The sequence below is a fragment of the Serpentinimonas raichei genome (genome assembly GCF_000828895.1).
Lineage (GTDB): Bacteria > Pseudomonadota > Gammaproteobacteria > Burkholderiales > Burkholderiaceae_C > Serpentinimonas > Serpentinimonas raichei.
Map to the genome: position 1 here is coordinate 322911 of NZ_AP014568.1, position 21751 is coordinate 344661.

The 21751-nt window shown below is 64.3% G+C and carries 31 protein-coding genes; 15 read left to right on the forward strand and 16 right to left on the reverse strand.

Annotated elements, in window-relative coordinates; all coding sequences use genetic code 11:
* Nucleotides 1-4: 4 nt before the first annotated feature.
* The 6 genes from SRAA_RS01465 to hisC form a co-directional block, all read right to left on the reverse strand.
* Nucleotides 5-721: an SDR family NAD(P)-dependent oxidoreductase gene (locus tag SRAA_RS01465; protein WP_231849305.1), complete on the reverse strand. Its 717-nt coding sequence runs from the start codon at nucleotides 719-721 to the stop codon at nucleotides 5-7.
* A 13-nt stretch (nucleotides 722-734) separates the two neighbouring features.
* A complete protein-coding gene (locus tag SRAA_RS01470) occupies nucleotides 735-1034 on the reverse strand; it encodes a type II toxin-antitoxin system RelE/ParE family toxin (RefSeq protein WP_029462154.1) in 300 nt (99 codons plus the stop codon).
* Entirely contained in the window at nucleotides 1031-1321 is a 291-nt protein-coding gene (locus SRAA_RS01475) for a CopG family ribbon-helix-helix protein (protein WP_029462153.1), read from the reverse strand. The genes SRAA_RS01470 and SRAA_RS01475 overlap by 4 nt, the downstream gene beginning before the upstream one ends.
* Before the next feature lie 105 nt (nucleotides 1322-1426).
* Entirely contained in the window at nucleotides 1427-1723 is a 297-nt protein-coding gene (locus SRAA_RS01480) for a type II toxin-antitoxin system RelE/ParE family toxin (RefSeq protein ID WP_029462152.1), read from the reverse strand.
* A gap of 1 nt (nucleotide 1724) precedes the next feature.
* The gene (relB, locus tag SRAA_RS01485; RefSeq protein WP_029462151.1) at nucleotides 1725-1919 is read right to left on the reverse strand and encodes a type II toxin-antitoxin system RelB family antitoxin; all 195 of its coding nucleotides are present in this window, start codon (nucleotides 1917-1919) and stop codon (nucleotides 1725-1727) included.
* A gap of 90 nt (nucleotides 1920-2009) precedes the next feature.
* Nucleotides 2010-3077 carry a histidinol-phosphate transaminase gene (hisC, locus tag SRAA_RS01490; RefSeq protein WP_045530579.1) on the reverse strand — a complete coding sequence of 356 codons (1068 nt, stop codon included), beginning with the start codon at nucleotides 3075-3077 and terminating at the stop codon, nucleotides 2010-2012.
* A gap of 184 nt (nucleotides 3078-3261) precedes the next feature.
* On the opposite strand from hisC, the gene hisB reads away from it, so the two are divergent.
* The 6 genes from hisB (at nucleotide 3262) to SRAA_RS01520 (ending at nucleotide 6985) form a co-directional block, all read left to right on the forward strand.
* On the forward strand, nucleotides 3262-3849 hold the full coding sequence (gene hisB / locus SRAA_RS01495; RefSeq protein WP_045530581.1) for an imidazoleglycerol-phosphate dehydratase HisB: 588 nt from the start codon (nucleotides 3262-3264) through the stop codon (nucleotides 3847-3849).
* A 22-nt stretch (nucleotides 3850-3871) separates the two neighbouring features.
* Entirely contained in the window at nucleotides 3872-4567 is a 696-nt protein-coding gene (hisH, locus tag SRAA_RS01500) for an imidazole glycerol phosphate synthase subunit HisH (protein WP_045530583.1), read from the forward strand.
* Nucleotides 4568-4618: 51 nt separating this feature from the next.
* Nucleotides 4619-5359, forward strand: a complete 741-nt coding sequence (gene hisA / locus SRAA_RS01505; RefSeq protein WP_045530585.1) for a 1-(5-phosphoribosyl)-5-[(5-phosphoribosylamino)methylideneamino]imidazole-4-carboxamide isomerase — start codon at nucleotides 4619-4621, stop codon at nucleotides 5357-5359.
* A 20-nt stretch (nucleotides 5360-5379) separates the two neighbouring features.
* Nucleotides 5380-6186 carry an imidazole glycerol phosphate synthase subunit HisF gene (gene hisF, locus SRAA_RS01510; protein ID WP_045530586.1) on the forward strand — a complete coding sequence of 269 codons (807 nt, stop codon included), beginning with the start codon at nucleotides 5380-5382 and terminating at the stop codon, nucleotides 6184-6186.
* 140 nt (nucleotides 6187-6326) lie between these two features.
* The gene (locus SRAA_RS01515; protein ID WP_045530588.1) at nucleotides 6327-6575 is read left to right on the forward strand and encodes a type II toxin-antitoxin system Phd/YefM family antitoxin; all 249 of its coding nucleotides are present in this window, start codon (nucleotides 6327-6329) and stop codon (nucleotides 6573-6575) included.
* The gene (locus tag SRAA_RS01520) at nucleotides 6572-6985 is read left to right on the forward strand and encodes a type II toxin-antitoxin system VapC family toxin (RefSeq protein WP_045530590.1); all 414 of its coding nucleotides are present in this window, start codon (nucleotides 6572-6574) and stop codon (nucleotides 6983-6985) included. Before SRAA_RS01515 ends, SRAA_RS01520 begins: the two co-directional genes overlap by 4 nt.
* A gap of 151 nt (nucleotides 6986-7136) precedes the next feature.
* On the opposite strand, the gene SRAA_RS01525 is transcribed toward SRAA_RS01520, so the two are convergent.
* The 3 genes from SRAA_RS01525 to SRAA_RS01535 form a co-directional block, all read right to left on the reverse strand.
* Nucleotides 7137-8255, reverse strand: a complete 1119-nt coding sequence (locus SRAA_RS01525; RefSeq protein WP_045530592.1) for an Rpn family recombination-promoting nuclease/putative transposase — start codon at nucleotides 8253-8255, stop codon at nucleotides 7137-7139.
* A gap of 82 nt (nucleotides 8256-8337) precedes the next feature.
* A complete protein-coding gene (locus tag SRAA_RS01530) occupies nucleotides 8338-8637 on the reverse strand; it encodes a HigA family addiction module antitoxin (RefSeq protein WP_045530594.1) in 300 nt (99 codons plus the stop codon).
* 13 nt (nucleotides 8638-8650) lie between these two features.
* Nucleotides 8651-8932 carry a type II toxin-antitoxin system RelE/ParE family toxin gene (locus SRAA_RS01535; protein WP_045530596.1) on the reverse strand — a complete coding sequence of 94 codons (282 nt, stop codon included), beginning with the start codon at nucleotides 8930-8932 and terminating at the stop codon, nucleotides 8651-8653.
* 233 nt (nucleotides 8933-9165) lie between these two features.
* Between SRAA_RS01535 and SRAA_RS01540 the strand changes: the two genes are divergently transcribed.
* The 3 genes from SRAA_RS01540 to SRAA_RS01550 all read left to right on the forward strand — a co-directional run bounded on the left by SRAA_RS01540 (nucleotide 9166) and on the right by SRAA_RS01550 (nucleotide 12233).
* Nucleotides 9166-10245, forward strand: coding sequence for a porin (locus SRAA_RS01540; RefSeq protein ID WP_171820207.1), 1080 nt, complete (start codon nucleotides 9166-9168; stop codon nucleotides 10243-10245).
* A gap of 388 nt (nucleotides 10246-10633) precedes the next feature.
* Nucleotides 10634-11647: a porin gene (locus SRAA_RS11980; protein WP_171820208.1), complete on the forward strand. Its 1014-nt coding sequence runs from the start codon at nucleotides 10634-10636 to the stop codon at nucleotides 11645-11647.
* Between the two features lie 283 nt (nucleotides 11648-11930).
* Nucleotides 11931-12233, forward strand: coding sequence for a BrnA antitoxin family protein (locus SRAA_RS01550; protein WP_045530599.1), 303 nt, complete (start codon nucleotides 11931-11933; stop codon nucleotides 12231-12233).
* 181 nt (nucleotides 12234-12414) lie between these two features.
* On the opposite strand, the gene SRAA_RS01555 is transcribed toward SRAA_RS01550, so the two are convergent.
* The gene (locus SRAA_RS01555; protein WP_045530601.1) at nucleotides 12415-12693 is read right to left on the reverse strand and encodes an XRE family transcriptional regulator; all 279 of its coding nucleotides are present in this window, start codon (nucleotides 12691-12693) and stop codon (nucleotides 12415-12417) included.
* A complete protein-coding gene (locus tag SRAA_RS01560; protein WP_045530603.1) occupies nucleotides 12690-13037 on the reverse strand; it encodes a type II toxin-antitoxin system RelE/ParE family toxin in 348 nt (115 codons plus the stop codon). The genes SRAA_RS01555 and SRAA_RS01560 overlap by 4 nt, the downstream gene beginning before the upstream one ends.
* 265 nt (nucleotides 13038-13302) lie before the next feature.
* On the opposite strand from SRAA_RS01560, the gene SRAA_RS01565 reads away from it, so the two are divergent.
* The 3 genes from SRAA_RS01565 to SRAA_RS11985 all read left to right on the forward strand — a co-directional run bounded on the left by SRAA_RS01565 (nucleotide 13303) and on the right by SRAA_RS11985 (nucleotide 14803).
* Nucleotides 13303-13545: an AbrB/MazE/SpoVT family DNA-binding domain-containing protein gene (locus SRAA_RS01565; RefSeq protein ID WP_045530605.1), complete on the forward strand. Its 243-nt coding sequence runs from the start codon at nucleotides 13303-13305 to the stop codon at nucleotides 13543-13545.
* Nucleotides 13545-13883, forward strand: a complete 339-nt coding sequence (gene mazF / locus SRAA_RS01570; protein WP_045530607.1) for an endoribonuclease MazF — start codon at nucleotides 13545-13547, stop codon at nucleotides 13881-13883. The genes SRAA_RS01565 and mazF overlap by 1 nt, the downstream gene beginning before the upstream one ends.
* A gap of 203 nt (nucleotides 13884-14086) precedes the next feature.
* Nucleotides 14087-14803, forward strand: coding sequence for a hypothetical protein (locus SRAA_RS11985; RefSeq protein WP_052467439.1), 717 nt, complete (start codon nucleotides 14087-14089; stop codon nucleotides 14801-14803).
* 84 nt (nucleotides 14804-14887) lie between these two features.
* Here SRAA_RS11985 and SRAA_RS01580 read toward each other — a convergent pair whose 3' ends face one another.
* Nucleotides 14888-16096, reverse strand: a complete 1209-nt coding sequence (locus tag SRAA_RS01580) for an ATP-binding protein (protein WP_045530610.1) — start codon at nucleotides 16094-16096, stop codon at nucleotides 14888-14890.
* A gap of 267 nt (nucleotides 16097-16363) precedes the next feature.
* Here SRAA_RS01580 and SRAA_RS01585 point away from each other — a divergent pair, with 267 nt between their 5' ends.
* On the forward strand, nucleotides 16364-16654 hold the full coding sequence (locus tag SRAA_RS01585) for a nucleotidyltransferase family protein (protein WP_045533055.1): 291 nt from the start codon (nucleotides 16364-16366) through the stop codon (nucleotides 16652-16654).
* Between the two features lie 127 nt (nucleotides 16655-16781).
* Nucleotides 16782-17039 (forward strand): HepT-like ribonuclease domain-containing protein, encoded by a 258-nt coding sequence (locus SRAA_RS01590; protein ID WP_476748572.1) that lies wholly within the window; start codon nucleotides 16782-16784, stop codon nucleotides 17037-17039.
* Nucleotides 17040-17071: 32 nt separating this feature from the next.
* Here SRAA_RS01590 and SRAA_RS01595 read toward each other — a convergent pair whose 3' ends face one another.
* The 4 genes from SRAA_RS01595 to SRAA_RS01610 form a co-directional block, all read right to left on the reverse strand.
* The gene (locus SRAA_RS01595) at nucleotides 17072-18244 is read right to left on the reverse strand and encodes an O-antigen ligase family protein (RefSeq protein WP_171820209.1); all 1173 of its coding nucleotides are present in this window, start codon (nucleotides 18242-18244) and stop codon (nucleotides 17072-17074) included.
* A gap of 65 nt (nucleotides 18245-18309) precedes the next feature.
* Nucleotides 18310-19263, reverse strand: coding sequence for a glycosyltransferase family 2 protein (locus tag SRAA_RS01600; RefSeq protein ID WP_082039843.1), 954 nt, complete (start codon nucleotides 19261-19263; stop codon nucleotides 18310-18312).
* Complete coding sequence (locus tag SRAA_RS11990; RefSeq protein ID WP_052467440.1) at nucleotides 19263-19904, reverse strand: class I SAM-dependent methyltransferase; 642 nt, start codon at nucleotides 19902-19904, stop codon at nucleotides 19263-19265. The genes SRAA_RS01600 and SRAA_RS11990 overlap by 1 nt, the downstream gene beginning before the upstream one ends.
* 13 nt (nucleotides 19905-19917) lie before the next feature.
* Entirely contained in the window at nucleotides 19918-20853 is a 936-nt protein-coding gene (locus tag SRAA_RS01610; protein WP_045533061.1) for a branched-chain amino acid transaminase, read from the reverse strand.
* Between the two features lie 203 nt (nucleotides 20854-21056).
* Between SRAA_RS01610 and SRAA_RS01615 the strand changes: the two genes are divergently transcribed.
* Complete coding sequence (locus SRAA_RS01615) at nucleotides 21057-21743, forward strand: hypothetical protein (RefSeq protein ID WP_144318681.1); 687 nt, start codon at nucleotides 21057-21059, stop codon at nucleotides 21741-21743.
* Nucleotides 21744-21751: the final 8 nt, after the last annotated feature.

The window sequence follows — 21751 nt, forward strand, 5'->3', positions numbered from 1 at the left end:
GGCGCTACCAAGCAATCGGCGCGCCTTGGTGGTCGATGAACTGGGCCCGGCTCAAAGCCGGCAGCGCATCGAGTGCGCGCAGCAGGCGCGTGGCCGCTTCGGCGGGTTCGATGCAGTGCTCGGGTGCGGCAAAGGCGGCCGACAGCGGTGAGCGCACCGTGCCCGGCTGCAGCGCCGCAAACACCGCTTGCGGGCGCAGCCGCGTGGCTTCGATGGCGCTGGTTTGCAGCAACTGGTTGAGCGCCGCCTTGGAGGCGCGGTAGCTCCACCAGCCGCCCTTGTGGTTGTCCTCGATGCTGCCCACACGCGCCGACAGCACCGCCACGATGGCGCGCTGGTCTTTGGCCAGCAGCGGCAGCAAGTGCTTGAGCAGCAGCGCCGGCCCAATGGCATTGACCTCAAAGGCGCGCCGCAAACCCTCGGGGCTCAGGGCCGCCAGGCGCTTTTCCGGGCCGCGGCCGTCGATGCTCAAGGCGCCGGTAGCGATCAGCAGCAGGTGCAGGGGGCCCGCTTGGGCCACGTGCGCCGCGCAGCGCTCGATGCTGGATTCGTCTTCGAGCACCAGCGCCGGCTGGCTTTGGCGCGACAGCCCGATCACCTGCGCGCAGCGCGCATCGCGCTGCAAAGCGGCCACAAAAGCCTGCCCGATGGCACCGCTGGCACCGCACACCACGGCGCGGTAAGGCTGGGGCAGGGAGTGCATCGAGGGCGGGTGGTTCATGGGGGTGCAGGGATCAAGCTGGGGGAGGCTGCGCGGCCGGATTCGGCCATTGCCGCGCCGTGTGCTGCACCCGCAGCACACGCACCCAGTCGCCTTCCAGGTCATAGACCAAGAGGTAGTGGCGGTGCGCCACCAGTTCGCGCGTACCGGCCACACGCCCGGCGCGGCCCAGCTTGGGGTGATCGAGCAGATGGCGGGCTTTTTCGGAAAACTGCTCGTCGAGGGACACGGCGGCCGCGGGGTTGTCGCGCGCAATGTATTCGCGGATGGCTTTGCGGTCGGCGCTGGCTATTCTGGTCCAGACCAGCTTCATGCAGTCAAGCCCGCGAGTCCGCGCCGCGTTTGTTCGCGCCAAGCAGCGGCTTCGGCCTCCACCTCCTCGGCCGAAACCAAATGGCCGGCATTGGCCGAATCCAGCCCGATCTGCACCTGCTGCCTAAACCAAGCGTCGCGCGCCGCCGCCTCTTGTTGCTGCTGCACGAATTCGCGCATGAAGTCGCGCAGCAACTGCGCACCGCTGCGGTCACGCGCTTTGGCGGCGCTGCTGAACTCGGTTTTCAGGGCCTCATCGACACGGAAAGTAAACGTGGCTTCGCTCATGCGCTGCTCCTTGTGTTACAAAGCCAGTGCATGGTAGCACGGGAGCCTAAGGGCATCAAGCGCTACCGCCTAAGCGCGCTACAGGCCAGCAGCCAAGCCCGCGCTTTAATCCAGCCCGGGCGGCGCCGGGAACTCGCGCCGCGCATGCACCACGTTCACCACCTCGATGCGCGTGGCGGCCACCCGGTACAGCACGAGGTAATTGGGGTGGGCTACGAGTTCGCGCAGCCCCGGCACGCGCTCGCTGCTGCGGTACAGGTAGGGGTGCTGCGAGAGGGGTAGCACAGATTCTTCCAGCAGGTGCCTCATGCGCCGCGCCGCCTGCGGGTTGGCTTGGGCGATGTAGCGCAGAATGTGCGCCAGATCGTCGCGGGCCGAAGTCCGCCAGATGATAGGCAGCAACTCAGGTGCTCCGCAGGGCTTCGCTTTGGATCGCGTCGATGAGGGCATCCATTTCGGCCATCACCTCATCATGCGGAATCGGCGGGCGCGGATCGGCCAAGCTGGCCGCCACTTTGGCTTGCAGCCAGGCGGTGTAGCTGGCTTCTTGTTCGGCGGTTTCGAACTCCGACACCAAGGGGGACAAGGCAACACTCATGATCGGCTCCTAGACTGTAAATTGATTATGGCGCAAAGGCGACTTAGGCGCAAAGATCAAGCGCACCCCAAGCGCTCCAGCCCCAGCGCCCTACACCAGCTCCCGCAGCGCCTGCAGCAGCGCCGCGCATTGTTCCGGGCTGCCCACCGTGATGCGCAAAAACTGCTCGATGCGTGGAGCGCGAAAGTGGCGCACCAGCACCGCGCGTGCGCGCAGGTCGGCGGCCAGTTGCGCCGCGTCGTGCTGCGGATGGCGCGCAAACACGAAGTTGGCGGCCGAAGGCAGCACCGCAAAGCCCAGCGCTTCCAGTTCGGCCACCAGCGCGGCGCGCGTATCCATCACCTGCTGGCAACTGCGCTGAAAGTGCGCTTCGTCTTGCACCGAGGCCAGCGCCCCGGCCAGCGCCAGCCGGCCCAGCGGGTAGGAGTTGAAGCTGTTTTTCACCCGCTCCAGCCCCTCGATCAGCTCCGCCGAACCCAGCGCAAAGCCCACCCGCAGCCCAGCCAGCGAGCGGCTTTTGGAAAAGGTCTGCACCACCAGCAGGTTCGGGTAGCGCCCCAGCAGCGCCGCTGCGCTGGTGCCGCCAAAGTCGATGTAGGCCTCATCGACCAGCACCACCGCCTGCGGGTTGCCAGCCACGATGCGCTCCACCTCATCTAAGCCCAGCAGGCGGCCGGTGGGGGCGTTGGGGTTGGCAAAGACGATCGCCCCGGCTTGCTGCCCGCCCTGCGGCAGGTAGTCGGCGGGGCGGATCGAGAAATCGTCGGCCAGCGCAATGGCGCGCTGCTGCAAGCCGTACAGGCCGCAGTAGACCGGGTAAAAGCTGTAGCCCACGTCTGGGCGCCAGAGCGGCTGCTCGTGCCGCAGCAGCGCCATGAAGGCGTGCGCCAGCACCTCGTCGGAGCCGTTGCCCACAAACACCTGCTGCGGCGCCAGCCCAAAGCGCTGCCCCAGCGCGGCCTTGAGCGCGTCGGCGTTGGGGTCGGGGTACAGGCGCAGGCCGTCGTCGGCAGCGGCCTGGATGGCGGCCAGCGCCAGCGGCGAGGGGCCGTAGGGGTGCTCGTTGGTGTTGAGCTTGACCAGGTTGGCGATTTTGGGCTGCTCGCCCGGCACGTAGGGTGTCAGGCCGTGGACGACGGCGCTCCAGTAGCGGCTCATGGGTGGGGCATAGGGTGGGGTGGTTAAAAGGGCGAGAGCAGGCGGGGCAGGGCAGGGCACCAAGAGCAGATTGCGGATGCGCTCTAGGCAGGGGCAAGCCCCTACTCGGTGCTTCAAATGGTATCATGAGGCGCTGCAAATCCCCCCGCCCAAACGGCCTTCATTCTTCCCCAATCCAAGCCCCATGCGGCAAGCCGAAGTCACCCGCCAGACCCTTGAGACGCACATCCGCGTCGCCCTCAACCTCGACGGCAGCGGCCGCGCCAGCCTGCGCAGCGGCATCGGCTTTCTGGACCACATGCTGGAGCAGATCGCCCGCCACGGCCTGATCGACCTCGAAATCGAATGCAGCGGCGACCTGCACATCGACGGCCACCACACCGTGGAAGACATCGGCATCACGCTCGGGCAGGCGCTGGCGCGCGCCGTGGGCGACAAACGCGGCATCCGCCGCTACGGCCACGCCTACGTGCCGCTGGATGAAGCCCTGAGCCGTGTGGTGGTCGATTTTTCCGGCCGCCCGGGCCTGCACATGGATGTCAAGTTCAGCGCCGCCGCCATCGGCCAGCTCGACACCCAACTGGTGTTCGAGTTCTTCCAGGGGCTGGTCAACCACGCCGGCATCACGCTGCACATTGACAACCTCAAGGGCATCAACGCGCACCACCAGTGCGAGACCATTTTCAAGGCCTTTGCGCGTGCCCTGCGCGCCGCCCTCGAGCCCGATCCGCGCTTGGGCGACGCCGTGCCCTCCACCAAGGGCTCGCTCTAAATTTCCCGCGTCCGTACCTAAAATGAACCGCCAGACCGTCGCCGTGCTCGACTACGGCATGGGCAATTTGCGCTCGGTGGCCCAAGCGCTGCGCAAGGCCGCGCTCGGGCTCGATGCCGCCTGCGAGGTGATCGTCACCGGCAGCGCGCAAGCCCTGCGCGAGGCCGACCGCGTGGTGCTGCCCGGCCAAGGCGCCATGCCCGATTGCATGGCCGAGCTCGAACGCAGCGGCCTGCTGCCCGCGCTGCGCCACGCCGCCGCCCACAAGCCGCTGTTTGGCGTCTGCGTCGGCATGCAGATGCTGCTCGACCACTCCGAAGAGGGCGATACCCCCGGCCTTGGGCTCATCCCTGGCCAGGTGCGGCGCTTTGAACTCGAAGGCCAGCACCAGCCCGACGGCAGCCGCTACAAAGTGCCGCAAATGGGCTGGAACCAGGTCTGGCAAGGCCCGGCCCCTTCCGCCTCTGCCCCTTCCGCCCCCGCCGCGCACCCGCACCCACTCTGGCACGGCATCCCCGACGGCAGCCACTACTACTTCGTGCACAGCTACTACGCCCAGCCCGCCGACCCAGCCCACTGCGCTGGCCACACCCACTATGGCCAGCCCTTTGCCAGCGCGCTGGCGCACGGCAACCTGTTTGGCACCCAGTTCCACCCCGAAAAAAGCGCCGACCAAGGGCTGGCGCTGTACCGCAACTTTTTGCGCTGGCAGCCCTGAAAAGCGCGCCCCATCCCCCACCCTCCAGCCACCAAGCCCTTAGCCACCGCCATGCTGCTCATTCCTGCCATCGACCTCAAAGACGGCCAATGCGTGCGCCTCCAACAAGGCGACATGGACCTCTCCACCGTATTCGGCGACGACCCCGCCGCCATGGCGCGGCGCTGGGTGGACCAGGGCGCGCGCCGCCTGCACCTGGTGGACCTCAATGGCGCCTTTGCCGGGCGGCCCAAAAACGAGGCCGCCATCCGCGCCATCATGAAAGAAGTGGGCGAGGAAATCGACGTCCAGCTCGGCGGCGGCATCCGCGACCTCGACACCATCGAGCGCTACCTCGACGCCGGCTTGCGCTACGTCATCATCGGCACGGCAGCCGTGAAAAACCCCGGTTTTCTGCAAGACGCCTGCAGCGCCTTTGGCGGCCACATCATCGTCGGGCTCGATGCGCGCGACGGCAAAGTCGCCACCGACGGCTGGAGCAAGCTCAGCGGCCACGAAGTGCTCGATCTGGCGCGCAAATTCCAGGATTACGGCGTCGAATCCATCATCTACACCGACATCGGGCGCGACGGCATGGGCTGCGGCATCAACACCGAAGCCACGCTGCGGCTGGCGCAGGCGCTCAGCATCCCGGTCATCGCCTCCGGCGGCTTGGCCGGGATCGACGACATCCGCCGCCTGTGCGCGCTCGAACCCGAAGGCGTGGCCGGGGTGATTTGCGGGCGCTCGATCTACAACGGCGTGCTCGACTTCGCCGCCGCCCAGCGCCTGGCCGACGAGCTCAACGGCTGACCCCCCAATCCAAAGCCCCCATGCTCGCCAAGCGCATCATCCCCTGCCTCGACGTCACCGGCGGCCGCGTCGTCAAGGGCGTCAACTTCCTCGAGCTGCGCGACGCCGGCGACCCGGTCGAAATCGCCGCCCGCTACAACCAGCAGGGCGCCGACGAGCTCACCTTCCTCGACATCACCGCCACCAGCGACGGCCGCGGCCTCATCCTGCCCATCATCGAAGCCGTGGCGGCGCAAGTCTTTATTCCGCTCACCGTGGGCGGCGGCGTGCGCAGCGTGGCCGATGTGCGGCGCCTGCTCAACGCCGGGGCCGACAAGGTCGGCTTCAACTCTGCGGCAATAGCCGACCCCGAGCTCATCCGCGCCGCCTCGGCCAAATACGGCGCGCAGTGCATCGTGGTCGCCATCGACGCCAAACGCCGCAGCGCCGCCGAAGCACTGCGGCCCCGGCCCGGCCCCGACGGCGCCCCCCTGGGCCCGGGCTGGGACGTGTATAGCCACGGCGGGCGCCGCCACACCGGGCTCGACGCCGTGGCCTGGGCGCGCCAGATGGCCGCCTGCGGCGCCGGCGAAATCCTGCTCACCAGCATGGACCGCGACGGCACCCAGAGCGGCTTCGACCTGGCACTCACCCGCGCCGTGAGCGATGCCATCGCTATTCCCGTGATCGCCTCGGGCGGCGTGGGCAGCCTGGAGCACCTGGCCGACGGCATCCAGCTCGGCGGGGCCGACGCCGTGCTCGCCGCCAGCATCTTCCACTACGGCCAGCACACCGTGGCGCAAGCCAAACAGTGCCTGGCCGCGCGCGGCATACCGGTGCGGCTTTGAGGCCCGAGTGGCCCCATACCTCAGAATAGCCGTCGCCTCGGCAGATCAAACCGCGGGCAACTGGGGGAGCCGTGGTCTGAACCCGATTTCCTCTTCGATGCTAAGATCTGGTCTGTATAGTCAGAACCAAGAGTGAAGCGATGCACACATGGCAAATGCAAGAGGCAAAGGCGCGAATGTCGGAAGTGGTCAAGCGCGCCCAGACGCAGCCCCAGGACATCACCTTGCACGGCAAGTCGGTGGCCGTGGTGATTTCGCGCGAGACCTTTAATCGCCTGTCACAGGCGCAGGATTCGCTGGTGGATTTCATGCGCCGCTCGCCGCTCTACGGTGCCGACGACATCGTCTTCGAGCGCGACCCGAGCTTGACGCGCGAGGTGGCCTTTTGAGCTACCTGATCGACACCCATGTGCTGTCTGAGTTGCGGCGCAAGTTGCCCAACCCCGGCGTGGTGGCATGGTTCTTGCGCCGACCGCCGCCCACCTTGCATCTATCCGTACTGACCCTTGGGGAAATCCGCAAGGGCATCGAGGGAGTTGATGACGCGACACGCCGGCAGTCGTTGCTCGATTGGCTGGAAACCGATCTGCCCCCCTTCTTTACCGGGCGCATCCTGAGCATAGACGCAGCGGTTGCCGACCGCTGGGGGCGTTTGGTCGCTGCTGCCGGGCGACCACTGCCCGCCATCGACAGCCTGCTCGCAGCCACTGCGCTGGAGCACGACTTGGTGCTGGTGACTCGCAACACCAAAGATTTCTTTGGCCTACCCGTAGAGATCTTCAACCCCTGGTCGAACTGATCACAGAGCAATCGGGGCCCCATACCTTTAACCACTCCCTACACGAAGGCAGGGACTGGGCTTAGGGGAAAAACGTGGTCTGACCCCGATTTCCCTGTGAGCAGCTGCAACTGCGCTTTGAAGAGCTGCGCGGAAATGACGCCTTGAGCCCTCAGTGCAAATCGCCCTGACCCGATTCACCAAACAACTCAGACAAGGAGGCCGCCGTCAGGATGCGGGTCATCCAGTCCATGAGTTCGGCTTCGCTGGCCTCTGATAGGCGCGCATCCACCCACTGCGGCACGGAACCAAAACGCAGGCGCAGCTGCAAGGCCAGCGCTTTGGCGTAACCTTGGTGCATACCCTGCTGCATACCCTGCTGCACACCCTGTTGCAATCCTTGCTGCATACCCTGCTGCAACCCTTGCTGCATACCCTGCTGCAACCCTTGCTGCATACCTTGCTGCAACCCTTGTTGCAACCCCTGCTGCAAGCCCTGGTTCACCCCCTTCATGGTGGCTTCGTCGAACCAGCGTTCAATGGTTTGTTCCAACATGGCACTGCCTTCCAGTAGGTCGTTGATGGTGTCGATTTCGTCTATGTTAGCGCGTGGTGCCTTGCGGCGCAAGAGCATGCGCACCCACACACTGATCGTGCGCCTCAAGGGCTGCATGGCCTCGCCTTGCAGAAACTGGCCCAATGCGCCCAGCACCTGCGCTATGTCGGCCGGTGTGCGGCTGCGTTCGAGCCGAAACAGCGCCTCGGCCAGGTTGCGCATTTCCGGCAAGGGGTGGAGCTTGAGCCGCGCTTCGTCTATCAAGTGGTAGAGCAGCCGTGGCCGGTAGGGTTCCAGACCGGGCAGACTGGGGCCGTAGCAGTCGGCCACGTCGGTGGCGGATTTCCAGGCTGCTGCACCGTTGTACAGCACCATGGGCACCACCGTGGGCAAGTGCCGGTCTTGGAGCTCGCCTTCATTGACCAGGTGTTGCGACAGCAGCCCCACATAGACCATCATGCGCAAGGCCATCCAGGGGTCGGGCTCGCTTTGGAACTCCAGCAGCAAATACACCCACACCCACTGCTGGCCCACCCGCAGCCGCCAGACCATGTCGTCGTGGCGCTGGCGTTCGGTGTCGCTCACGTAGCTGGCGTTGACGCGCTCCAAGGTGTTGAAGTCGGCCTGCTCCAACCAAGCGCCGCCCAGGTAGCCGGTTAGCAGGTCGCGCACCATCTCCGGGTGGGAGAACAGCAGTTTGTAGCCGGTGTCGTGGGCGTTGTTGGGGGTGGCCATGGTGCTGTTGATGATACTGGCGATTCTGAACCGGATCTGAGGAAACCCGTGGCCTGCCCCCGATTTCCCACCCCGCATCCCTCTAGGCGGCCAGCCGCGAGCAGCGCGGAATGCGGGCCAGTTCTTCTTGCATGGCCTCGCGCGCCAACGCCGTGTCGTAGCTGGCCTGACCGCGCAGCCACCAACCGTCGCTGAGGCCAAAGTAGCGGCAAAGCCGAAGGTCGGTATCGGCCGTAACGGCGCGCTTGCCGGCAACGATGTCCCCGATGCGCTGCGGCGGGACGCCGATGTCTTTGGCAAGGCGGTACTTCGTGAGGCCAAGAGGCTTGAGGAATTCTTCTTCAAGCATCTCGCCGGGCGAGACGGGGGCGACGGTGCGCATGGCAGACTTCCTTTTAGTGATAGTCAACGATCTCGACGCCAGTGGCACCGTCGTTGCTCCAGACAAAGCACAGACGCCACTGGGCGTAGATGCGGATGCTGTGCTGGCCCTTGCGGTCATCTTTCAGGGCTTCGAGGCCGTTGCCGGGCGGAACCTTCAGGTCATCAAGCGCCGCAGACCAGTCGAGTTGCGCCAGTTTGCGCAGGGCGGGGCGCTCGATGTTTACCCAGCGCCGGATCCGCTGGCCTTCGAACAGGGCTTGGGTATCCTTGCACTTGAAACTTTTGATCGCCACGGCCAGATATTAACGTGATGCGTTCATACTGTCAACTCTCTATCTTCTGTCCTGACCATGCCCCCCTCCACCCCCACTGTGGCGCTGGCGCAACAGGTGCAGCGATAAATCCGGCCCAAACCGCGACGCCGGCCCCGCTTTCTGGTTCAATACGCCCTAGCTTCAGCAAACACAGAAGCTTCGGCACGGCGGCCCAAAGCCCCGGCCATTCATCAACCTTGGAGAACTTTTCAATGAAAAAGACCCTGATTGCTCTGGCCGCACTCGCCGCCACCGGTGCTACTCTTGCTCAATCCAGCGTGACCATTTATGGCCGTATGGATCTGGGCACTTCCTCGACTGACACCACCCAAGTGGGTTCCACGCCTGCTGGTGTCGCTGCTGCCACCGTCGGCGAATCCTTCTCTCTTGCTGGTGCCGAAGGTCAGCGCACCGGCAGCCGCTTGGGCTTCCGTGGCACCGAAGACCTCGGCGGTGGCCTGCGCGCAAACTTCGTGTACGAAATCGGCATCAACGCCGATCGTCTGACCCCCGTTGGCACATCCCCTGCCAACAACGCCCAAACTCGCCTCGCCAACCTGAGCCTCTCCGGCGGCTTTGGTACCGTGGTTGTCGGCACCTTCATGAACGCCTTTGACGCAGTCCGTGCCTTCAGCCCGGCCACAGCCAATGCCCCAGGTGGTGACTTCACTTTGGGTCACGGCGCTGCCACCACAGAGCGCTTCGACAGCCGCACACAGAACGCCATCGCCTACGTGTCGCCCGCATTCAGCGGCTTCACCTTCCAAGTTGGTACTGTGAACGAAGAGCACGCCGACCGCAAATACGACGGCATGATCCTCGGCTTGCGTTACTCGCAAGGCCCGTTGGCCGCACAGTTCGCTTTCGGTCAATTGGATGTTGCCTACCATGCGCCATTGCTCGGCGCTGGCTCGACCTCTGCAACACCGTCGAACGCAGAAATCACCAACTGGGCCTTGGGTGTGAGTTACACATTGGCACCTGTGGTTCTCTCGTTCATCTACGAAGATGCAGAGCAATCCTTTGGCCCAACCACCACGCGCGAACACAACGCTTGGGAAATCGGAGCCCGCTTCCCGATGGGTGCTTTTGCTCCCTACATCACGGTTGGTCAGGGTGAAATCACTGCTGGTACCATTTCCACCGACACCAGCGCTTGGCAAATTGGCACCACCTATAACCTGAGCACTCGCACGTTTGTCTACGCTGCATTCGGTGAACTGGAGCTGGACCGCCCTGGTTTCGCTCGCCAGACCGACGGTTATCGTATCGGCCTCGTCCACAACTTCTGATCCCTCTAGCCGGGCTCAACCCTTGCTCTGCAAGGGCCAAGCCTAGGCCAGCCGACCCGCCGCCCTGCCTAGCAGGGCAGCCGAACAGGCTCAAGACAGAAGCCTTAAAACCCCCAGTGCCTCACGGCCTTGGGGGTTTTTTCTTGGATTGCCTGAAGTGGATCGCTGTGGTCACTGCACTGGAATGTTGCATTTTTGCCGCTTGGATCGAACGGCCTTTCATGCGCTGTCACAAAAGTTACAAACTAGGCGGTGGCTGCGGGTATCCCACCTTGTCCAGCATGGGCGCACGTGTTGCAATAGCAGCGGCTGTGCTGCTCTGGTCATCGCGCAGCCGACCGTTTGCACACCGTTGCTTGCGTTCCCAAACCCTAAGGAGACAATGCCTGTGAAAAAAACCCTCATCGCCTTGGCGGCCCTCGCCGCCTCCGGGGCCGCTTTGGCCCAAGCCAGTGTCACCGTCTATGGTCGCATGGACCTTGGCATGTCGTCGGTGGACACCACACTCGGCACCGCCCCAGCCACCGACGCCTTTTCCCTCGCCGGTGAGCAAGACCGGTGGACCGGCAGCCGCCTAGGGTTTCGCGGCACCGAAGACCTTGGTGGCGGACTGCGCGCCAATTTCACTTACGAAATCGGCATCAATGCCGACCGCAGCACGCCGGCTGGCGTTTCTCCAGCGGACAACGCCCGCACACGCTTGGCCAACCTGAGCCTTGCTGGTGGCTTTGGCACCTTTGTTGTGGGCACCTTCATGAATGCCTTCGACACCGCGCGCGCCTTGAGCCCGGCCAACAACACCATTCCCGGTGGGCAATTCACCCAGTGGCAAGCCACCGCTGGCAGCGAGCGCTTCGACGGCCGCAGCCAAAACTCTTTCGCCTACGTGGCCCCGGCCATCAACGGCTTTACCTTCTCCATGGGCGGAGGCAGCGAAGAAGCTGGCGCTGCCCTCAAATTCACCGGCTATACGCTCAACCTCAATTTCAACCGTGGCCCCTTGGTGGCGCAGTTTGCCTTTGGCGACCTCGACATGGATCTGCCCGTGGTGGCCGATATGCAAAACTGGGCCTTGGGTGTGCGCTACAACTTTGGCCCGGTGGTGGCTTCCTTCATCTACGAAGACAGCCAGCGCGATGTGGCCGGCGTGCGCACCTTCAGCGCCAACAGTTGGGAAATCGGGGCCCGCTTTCCCATGGGAGCCTTGGCCCCCTACATCACCTTTGGCCAAGGCGAGCGCAATACCGATGACATCGACGGCTGGCAGATCGGCACCACCTACAACCTGAGCCCGCGCACTTGGGTCTATGCCGCCATCGGCGAGGCGCAGCGCGAAACCGCCGCAGGCATCAACGTGCGCAAGGAAAGCGGCTACGCCATTGGCTTGGTCCACACCTTCTGATCCCACTAGCCGGGCCCAACCCCTGCACCGCAGGGGCCAAGCCTAGCAAAACCTCCCGGCCTCCCTGTTCATCAGGGCAGCCGGGCAGGCCTAAGACAGAAGCTTAAAACCCCCAGCGCCTCACGGCCTTGGGGGTTTTTTCTTGGGCGGGAAACCTGCATGGCCGCTACCATTGCCTAGACTCGTTGGAAGTGCCGCAGCTGCGAAATAAGCGCGATCAGACCCTCGCCCAGCGTGGCTTGGATTTTGCCCTAGCCCTTGAGGTGTTCGACGGGGTGCATACGTGAAACCGCAAGATTCACCCCAGCCTTGGGTTGACCCGGATGACGCACCGGAGCTGACGGATGATTTTTTCGAGCAAGGCGAGTGGAAAATTGGTACACGGCCGGTTGCACCTGAAGCGGGCGCGGCTGCTCTGCGTGAGGCGCTGTCCCGTGGCGGCCCCAAGGCGCAAAGCACCAAGCTGGCGCTGACGGTGCGCTACGACGCAGAAGTCATCGAGGCCTTCAAGGGCACCGGCCAGGGTTGGCAGACTCGGATGAATGACGCCTTGAAAGATTGGCTGAAAACACATTCGCCTGCATAGGGAAAACGGTTGCTAGGCCACAGTTTTCCCGTCCTTCAACAAGCTCAGGATGATCGGGGGCTTGCCGAGTCCGCCGTTCGCCCTGAGCCTGTCGAAGGGCTTGCCGTGGCTTCGACAAGCTCAGCCCGAACGGTACAAAGAAGGGTGCGTGAGCCGGACTTGGCCTTCCCCTGTTTTTTGCTCACGCCAGTTCGATGCGCAGATTCTTGCCCAGCGCTTTGGCGGCACTGGTGAGGGTGGTCAGCGTCAGGCTGGTGTCGGTTTCGTCTAGAAGTCGGTTCAGCGCCGCACGGCTGGTGTGCATTTTCGCGGCCAGCGCGGTTTTGCTCAAGTGCTGTGCTTTCATTTCATGGGCAATCTGCCAAGCAACGACGCGCTTGATCGCCACGGCGGTGGTTTCATCGAGCACCGCTTCGTCGGCTAGGAAGTCATCAAAATTGCTGCCGATGTGTGGGTTCATGAGGCTAACCTGAGTTGTTGCAGACGACGCTTGGCAAGGTCGAGTTCTTCGACAGGCGTGTCTTGTGACTTCTTGATGAAGCCGTGCAGCAAGACCATCGTGTGAGCGACGAGGGTAAATAAAATCCGAGCAATCCGATCCTTGAGGTGAACACGAATCTCCCAGAGGTCTTTGGCTAATTTGCGGACCAAGGGCATCCCCAGCGGCCAGCCGAGCTGCACCGTCTTGATGTCTTCCCCAATGGCGCGGCGCTCGCTGGCAGGCAAGGACTTGAGCCATTCGCGCACAGGTTCGCTGCCACTGTTGGAGGCGTAGAAGCGAACATCCAAGATGGGTGTACTCATGCCCGCAAGTGTACCAACTTTGGTACCAAGGAAATTGGGGGCAGACCACATTTTTCCCCCGTTGCCCAGCCTAGTCCCCCCGCCAAGCCACCCTGCCTAGCAGTAGGGTGCACTGTGCGATGGACATCGGAGCGCAGTTCACAGAAAAAAAACTTGCCTCCGGCGACAAAACCCACTGGGAAATAAGGGTCCGGCGGACCACGGTTTCCCTCCGCTGATTCAGCTACATTTGCCGTGTATCTACTTTGTTTCTACGGAGTCCGTCATGGCACTGCAGCTAATCAAAAAATGGGGCAACAGCCCGGCCATACGCTTGCCCGCAGCGGTGATGCAGGCCGCACACCTGAGGCTTGAGCAAGCAGTGGACATTCGCGTCGAGAACGGTCGCGTCGTCATTGATGCCGCAGCGCCGTCCTACAAGCTGGACGATCTGCTGGCAGGGATCACGGCCCAAAATCGGCACGGTGAGCAGGACTTCGGGATGCCGCAGGGCCGGGAGTTGCTCTGATGGCGACGTACGTGCCGGATGAGGGCGACATCGTCTGGTTGAGTTTTACGCCGCAAAGCGGACACGAGCAAGCCGGTAGGCGACCGGCTGTGGTTCTGAGCGCCAAGGCCTACAACCAGCGCTCGGGCTTGCTGGTCTGCGTCCCGATCACCAACCAGATCAAGGGCTATCCCTTTGAAGTGGCGCTCGGTGGCGACGGTGCCACCGGGGCCGCCCTGGCTGATCAGGTCAAGAGCCTGGACTGGGAATCCCGCCAAGCCGAACGCAAGGGGCGGGCCACACCCCCAGAGCTCGCCGAGATCAAGGCCAAGATCAAGGCCTTGCTCAAGCTTACCTGAAGGAGCGCAACATCGGCCATTGGGGGTGGCACGCAGCTGCTGTGCTGCCTACGGATTGTGCGGCCACGGTGACAACGACCCGGATATGCGCCGCATAGTGGGCCTAGAGCCTAGAGCCTAGAGCCTAGAGCCTAGGGCGTTGGCGCAGCCGCGTGTGCGAAAATCAGCGCCATCGATTTTTTGACCACAACCCCTGCACCCCGATGAGCCGAACCCATCCTGCGCCCAGCGGCCCCTTGCGCCTATGCGACACCGTGGTTTGCGTCTGCAAGAGCGGTGGCGAATACGGCGCGGCCCACGTGGCGGCGCTGCAGCAGCAATTGGCGCGCCACGCACCCGGTGCGCGCCTGATCTGCCTGACCGACCTGCCCGATATGCCCGCTGGCGTGGAGCGCCGGACGCTACAACACGATTTGCCGGGCTGGTTTTCCAAGCTGGAAATTTTTGACCTGCCCGAACGCTGTTTTTTGTACATCGACCTCGATGTGTTCATCACCCGCAGCCCGCTCACCGATGCGCCGCCCGGCCTGTGGCTGCTGCGCGGCTTCAAGGGCCGAGATTTCAATTCGAGCGTGATGCTGGTCAACGGCAATTACCGCAGCATACTGGAGCGCTTTCTAGCGGACACGCAGGCCAACCTGCAGGCCTATTCGGGCCGCACCGGCTGGGGCGACCAAGACTTTATCCGCGACAGCGGCCAGATCAGTGGTGCCCTACAAGACCTGCACCCCAACCTTGCCGCCTCGTGGAAGGTGGATTTGCGCTACCGCATGGGCTGGATCGAGCCGGCCCCGGCGGTGCTGGTGTTCCACGGCAAGCCCAAGCCGGAGCAGTTGCGCATCGAAAACCCAAAACCAGGCCGGGTGCGGGTGCGCAGTTGGCTTTATTGGCCGCTGGCTTGGTTGAAGGCATTGGCTTGATATGCGCCGAAATGCAGTTTTTTAATGAGGTTCTTTTTTTCAGTTCGGCTTCATTCTTGTAGCGCAAGGGTTTGAGGTCGGCGCTCATGCCTTCACCCAGTGCCCGGCCGGCTGCAGCAGAAAATCCTCAAGCGCGATGCCATCGCCACCCACCAGCAGGCTGCGCTGCGGCTTGAATGCCTGCGCGAAGGCTGCCGTGCCTGCATGTGCCAGCGGAGCGCGGCCGCTTTTGACTTCGATGGCAATCACGCGGGGCCCGGTCTGCACCACGAAATCGACCTCTAGGTTGCCATCACGCCAGTAATGCAGCGCGCATTCGCCACGCATGGCCGCGTTGGCCAAGTGGGCCCCGGCGGCCGATTCCACCAGCCGCCCCCAGAACTCGCGGTCGCTGCGGGCCTCGTCCAGCGTCAGGCCGCTCATGACCGTCATCAGCGCCGTGTTGAGCACCTGCAGCTTGGGGCTGGAGGCGCGGCTGCGTGCCACATCGCCCGCAAATTTGGGCAAGCCGCAGACCATTCCAGCGCCCGCCAGCAGCGTCAGGTAATGCGCCAGCGTGGTGGTGTTGCCGGCGTCCTGCAGTTGGCCCAGCATTTTGGTGTACGAGAGCACCTGCCCCGAATAGCGGCAGACCAGCTCGAACAGGCGCCGCAGCAAGGCGGGCTTGTCTACCCGGTTGAGCAGCAACACATCGCGCGAGATCGAGGTTTCAATCAGACTGTCGGCCACATAGCGCGCCCAGCGTGCGGGATCGCCAATCAGCGGGGCCGCACCTGGGTAGCCGCCATAAAACACAAATTCATCCAGCGACCAGCCAAAGGCGGTTCGCATTTCCGCCAGCGACCAGTGCGACACCGCAATGGTTTCAAAGCGACCGGCCAGGCTTTCGGTCAGCCCTTGGGCAATCAGGAGCGGTGCCGAACCGAGCAGCACCGCCTTGAGCGGGCGCTTGCAGCGGGTGTCCTCGTCCCACAGGCGCTTGACCGTTTCGGACCAAGCCGGAATCTTCTGAATCTCGTCGAGCACCAGCACCGCCCCCTCGGGGCTGGCGATCAAAAGCCGGGCCGCCTCCCATTGCTGGGCAATCCAGTCTGGGCCGCGCAGCATGGGCTCGTCGGCGCTGGCATAGCGCAGCGGCAGCGGCAGGGTTTCGGTTGCCTGCTGCACCAGGGTGGACTTGCCCACCTGGCGCGGACCGGCCACAACTTGGATGAAGCGGCGCGGCTCGACCAAGCGGGCCGCCAACACGGCGGCCTGCGGGCGTTGAAAGGGTGCGGGGGTTTTACTTGGCATGATGAGTAATTTTACTCAGTTGACTGAGTAAATACCCCTGTAAATGTACCGTCCTAGACGAGCACAAGGTGTCCGGTGCAAGAAATGAGGGTGCGTGTGGCTCTGCCGGCCGCTGGCTTGGTTTAAGGCGCTGGGTTGATGGATGCACGGCTGCAGGCCGCGGTGGTACAGGCCGGGCTCTGGCCGAATAGAATCGAGCCCAAGTTGGGTTTCAAATTGCCGTCTGCGGCGTAAGCGCCCTAGGGGGCCGTTTCAGAAAGGATGACCATGCGACCATCCCTTGTGCTGGACATGAATCGAAGTGCGGTGCGCGAAGCAGTGAGCTGTTTTCGTGCGGCGAACCCGCGTGTTTTTGGCTCCGTGCTGCATGGCACCGACCACGATGGCAGCGACCTTGACCTGCTGGTCGATGCGCTGCCCGGCGCGACGCTGTTGGACTTGGGCGATTTGGAATACGAGTTGCATACGCTGCTCGGTGTTCGCGTAGATTTGCGCACGCCTGGCGACCTGCCGCCAAAGTGGCGTGCCCAGGTGCTCGCGCAGGCGCAGCCGGTATGAACGAGAACCGGCTGCCCGATTACCTCGACCACATACAGCAGGCCGCTGCCGATGCTTGCTGCTTCGTGGAGGGCATATGGCCAAAGAGGATTTCCTTGAGGACAAGCGAACCCAACAGGCCGTTATCATGAGCCTCATTGTCATCGGCGAGGCCGCCACGAAGGTGATGGATGGCTATGCCGAGTTCACTCGGGCGCACGCCGCTGTGCCGTGGCGCAGCATGCGCAACATGCGAAACCGCATGGCCCACGGCTATTTCGAGATCAACCTCGATGTGGTGTGGGACACCACGCAAGAGTGGCTACCGGTCTTGCTCAAGCAGCTTGCCGTGCTGCGCCCAGACGCTGACGATGAAGACCCTCACTCAGGAAGAATGGATCCGTAGCAGCGTTTGCCTAGTCCCATGTTGACAAGAACCTAGTCCCACTTGGCCTCGCTGCTGCGCTGCCCAGCCGCAAAAGCCGCCAGCAGCCACAGCATCGAGAGGCCGAGGTTGGCGTCGCGCAAGGGGGCGTTGACCAAGGCGGTGATGAACACGGTCCAGACCAGCAGGTGCGCCACGCCAGCCAGCGCGTCGCCGCGGCTGTGGCGCGCGCTGTGCCAGCCCAAGGCCAGCAACAGGGCCAGCAGCAGCAGCAGGGCGGGCACGCCTTTTTCCATGCCGGTGAGCAGCCAGTCGTTGTGGGGGTTGTTGATTTCGGCCATGGCCGGGTTTTCGTCGGCCATTTCGGCGCGCCACAGCGGCAGCCAGCTGCCCAGCCCGGTGCCCAGCAGCGGTTGCTCGCTCATGCCTTGCCAAGCGCGCTGGTACATGCGCCAGCGCACCGAGGCGCTGCCGCCGAGCTCGCCGGTGGCGGCAAAGTGCTGCATCTCCTGCGCTGCGGCTTCAAAGCGCGGTTGCAGGGTGGGCGAGAGCTGCCACACAGCGGCGGCACCCGCCAGCAGCAAGAGCAGGCCGACCGCGCGCACCCGCCAGCCACGATAGCGCAGCGCAAGCACCACACAGGGTAAAAACAGCAGCACCAGGTGCGCGTTGCGCGATATGCTCAGCGCCGCCACCACGGTGGCAAACAGCGCAGCGGCCAACAACCAAGGCAGACGGCGGCGCCAATCCAGCCCGGCTTGCAAGCCCAGCCAAAGCGCGGCAGCAGCGGCCACGGCCAGCATGATGAATTTTTGGCTGCTGCTGTTGCCGGTCACGGTGAGCATGGCGCGCCAAATGGCCCAGTCGGGCAGCGCCCAGACTTGGTTGAGCAGCATGACCGCAGCCGCAAACACGGCCCCGGCCATGAGGCCATAGAGCGCCAACCAGCGCTCGCGTGGCAGCAGCGCCAGCCCGATGCAGAGCAGCAGCGCGACCCGAACGAGGTGAAACAGCCGGGTGGCGCTGTCCTCGTGCCAGCCTTGGGTGGCCAGCACCAGCATTGCCCACAGCAAGGGCAGCCCGACCAACCACAGCCAAGGGCGCAGTTGCTGCCAGCGCGGTTGCCAATGGGTTTTGTTGAGCAGCAGCGCCAGCAGCAAACCCAACAAGCCCAAATAGGCCAAGCCGATCGGCATGAAGGTGAGGAAGCCAAGCGCAGCGGCCAAGTAGGCCACCGAGCGCGCAGGGCTTGCCAGTGCTGAGGGGCTGGGGCTCGCTAAAGGGACTGAGCTTAGGGCTTGCATGGGGTTCGGGGTGGTGGGGTGGCCGATGAGCCGCCATGGGTCGAAACAAGGCCGGTGCGCTCCACGCTGGCAGCCTGCCAGCGCCACAGCCCAATCAGGCGGCCCAGCGCACGGGCCAGCAGGCGCGGCACCGGCAGCAGCAGCCGGGCCAATGAATTGAGTACGGCCAATGCAAGCCAGCGGCGGCGCTGGCTCTGGGCCCGCGCCAAGCCATGGTATTTGGCGCAATAGCGCAGCTTGGATTGGGCGTGGTGAAAACCGCGCCCGTATTCGGTGCGCCAGGGGCTGGGCGAGCGCGTAGAGCCGCGCGAGCGGTGCGGCACGCGCACCTCGGGCAGCAACACAATGGGCCGCTGGGCCGCCAGCAGGCGGGCGCACAGGTCGTCGTCCTCGTAGTAGAGGAAAAAGCCGGTGTCGAAATGCCCCACCTCGCGCAGGGCCTCCAAGCGCAGCAGCAGCACCGCACCACACGCCGCGCCCACGCAGCACGGCCCGTCGGCCCCGGGGCCGCGGGCGGCCCAGAGGTGGCGCGGCCAGCCGTAGTTGAGGGTCGGGCCGCCGCGGTTGTCGAGCAGTTGCGGGGCCAGTACAGCGGCATCGGGGTAGCAATCGGCGGCATCGAGCAGCGCAACGATGGCCGCTTCGGTGATTTCACAATCGGGGTTGAGCAACAGCGCCAAAGGCGTTTGCACCTGCGCCAGCGCCAAGTTGTTGGCGGCACCAAAGCCGAGGTTGTGTGGGCTGGCGATCAACTGCGCCTGTGGCAGCAGACGCTGGAACTGGGCCAGCGTGTCGTCGGCGCTGGCGTTGTCCACCACCACGATGTGCGGGCAGCGGCTCAACTGGGCCGCCAGCGCGGCCACACAATGCGCGCTGTGGTGGCTGACGATGACGACCGTCACCCGCTCCAGCGAAGTGGGGGCGCTGGCAGGCTGCTGCATCAGGCCACAGGCTTGTTGGGTGCAGCGGGCTTGAGGGCGCGCCACTCCCAGACCAGATGCGCCGCCTGGCCGGTGGCGCGATCGAGCCAGCGGCTCAGGGTGCCGCCCATGGGCAGGCTGGCGGGCTCATATTCGCGCTTGAAGCGGCAGCGGGTCTGGCGCAGCACCTCGAAGTCGCCCGTGTAGCCGTACATGCGCGCACCCAGTTCGGGGCGCGTGAAGTAGCGGCAGCTCTTGGGGGTGATCGGGTTCACGTGGGTGGGGTCGCGCCACATTTTTTCGTGTGAAAAAACCGGCGTGACAGCATAAAACAGGCCATTGGGCTTGAGTACGCGCCAGATTTCATTCATCAGCTCGACAAAGGGCAGGCGGCTGCTGGCGCTGGCGTGGTCGAGCGCCACGCGCGGGATGTGCTCTAGGAAGTCGTAGGCCGAGACACTGTCGAAGTGCGAGTCGGGGAAAGGGATGGCCTGCAAAGCCAAGTTGGCCGCCACGATCACCTCGACCCCCGGCGTTTGCAAGCCGTGGCGGATGTCGATGCCAAACAGCCGCTGCTGGCGGTAGGGGTTGCGCGGTTTCGTGCCACAACCAAGATCGAGGTGGCAGCGGCCCATGCCGCCTGCGGTGCCATCGGTGCCCATGCCGGGGCGGCCCTTAAACCGCTGTCAGCCAATGCGCATATTTGGGGTTGCGCCCGCCGACGATGTCGAAAAAGGCGCTCTGGATGCGCTCGGTGAGGGGGCCGCGGCTGCCGCAGCCGATTTCGAGCCGGTCCAGCTCGCGGATGGGGGTGACTTCGGCGGCGGTGCCGGTGAAGAAGGCTTCGTCGGCGATGTAAACCTCGTCGCGCGTGATGCGCTTTTGCACCACCTCGAGACCGAGGTCGCGCGCGATGTGGAACACGGTGTTGCGCGTGATGCCGTTGAGCGCGCCGGCGGAAAGGTCGGGGGTGTAAATCACGCCGCCTTTGATGATGAACAGGTTTTCACCCGCGCCTTCGCTCACGAAGCCGCTGGCGTCGAGCAGCAGCGCTTCGTCGTAGCCGTCGTCGGTGGCTTCCATATTGGCCAAAATGGAGTTGGTGTAGTTGCTCACCGCCTTGGCTTGCGTCATGGTGATGTTGACGTGGTGCCGGGTGTAGCTGCTGGTCTTGACGCGGATGCCGCGCTTGAGCCCTTCTTCGCCCAGGTAGGCACCCCAGGCCCAGGCGGCCACCATCAGGTGCACCGTGTTGCCTTTGGGGCTGACGCCGAGCTTTTCGCTGCCGATCCAGGTGAGCGGGCGCAAGTAGCCGCTTTTGAGGCCGTTGGCGCGGATGACCTCGCACTGCGCGGCGTTGACCTGTTCTGGCGTGTAGGGGATTTTCATGCGCAAAATCTTGGCGCTGTTAAAGAGCCGCTCGGTGTGCTCTTGCAGCCTGAAGATGGCGGTGCCGTTGGCGGTGGCGTAGGCGCGCACGCCCTCGAAGGCGCCGCAGCCGTAGTGCAGGGTGTGGGTGAGGACGTGTACGCGGGCGTCGCGCCAGTCGATCAACTGGCCGTCCATCCAGATTTTGCCGTCGCGGTCGGATAAGGGCAGGGCTGCGGTCATGGTCGAGGGTCCCGTAGGGGTTTTGAGGTCGAGGGCGTGCACACGTGGAGCGCCCCAAGCGATGTATTGACGAACAGGATATTTTACGTGCTGTCAAATCTTGAAAAATTTGTTCGATTGCCCTAAAGTTTGGCCCACGGGCGCCGATGATGGTTGGGAAGGCCCTCATTCCGCTCGGCCTTAGCCTTGTGTTGGAGTCTGCCATGTTAAACATCTCATCTGTCGCCGTTGCGCCTGTGCCTGCCCAAGGGCCGGTGGCGGCGCGTGTGCAGCCTGCAACACCAGCCCGCGCCAGCGAACACGTGTCGCCGCGCAACCAAGGGGTGGCTGCCCCGGTGGCGCCGGCGGGCGAGGGCTCGCGCACCCAAGCGGTCTATGCCCCACCCGCGCAGCCCCCGGTGAACCCGACCGACCAGGCGCTGCGCGCCAATATGTACGACAACGCCGGGGCGCCAGAGCGTTTTAACGCCCAATCCCAAGCCGATTTGGCGGCTTCTGTGTTGGCGCAGCGCCAAGCCCTGGAGTCGGCCCCCAGCCTGCAAGGGCTGGAGCAAGAGCGCATCGAGCGCGCCCGCCAAGAGCGCCAAGAGCGCCAGGTGCAAAACCCAGAGGCGCAGTTGCCGCCGTCGCAGCGCAACCCGGTCGATGTGGCACTGGACAACCAAATCCGCGATCTGCTGCCCAATGTCTGGAGCGCCAGCCGCTTTGCCGCCGACCAGTTGATAGGCGATGAGGCGCGCGAGGCGGCGCAGCGGCGCGCCGATCTGATTGCGCCGGCGCAGCCCACTCCCATTGAGCGCGCCCTTGAGGCGGCTGCCGAGAGTTACCAGACCACCTCGTCGCTGCCTTTGCCACCGAGCGCCGGGGTGAATGTGGATCGGCTGATCTAAGGTAGGCG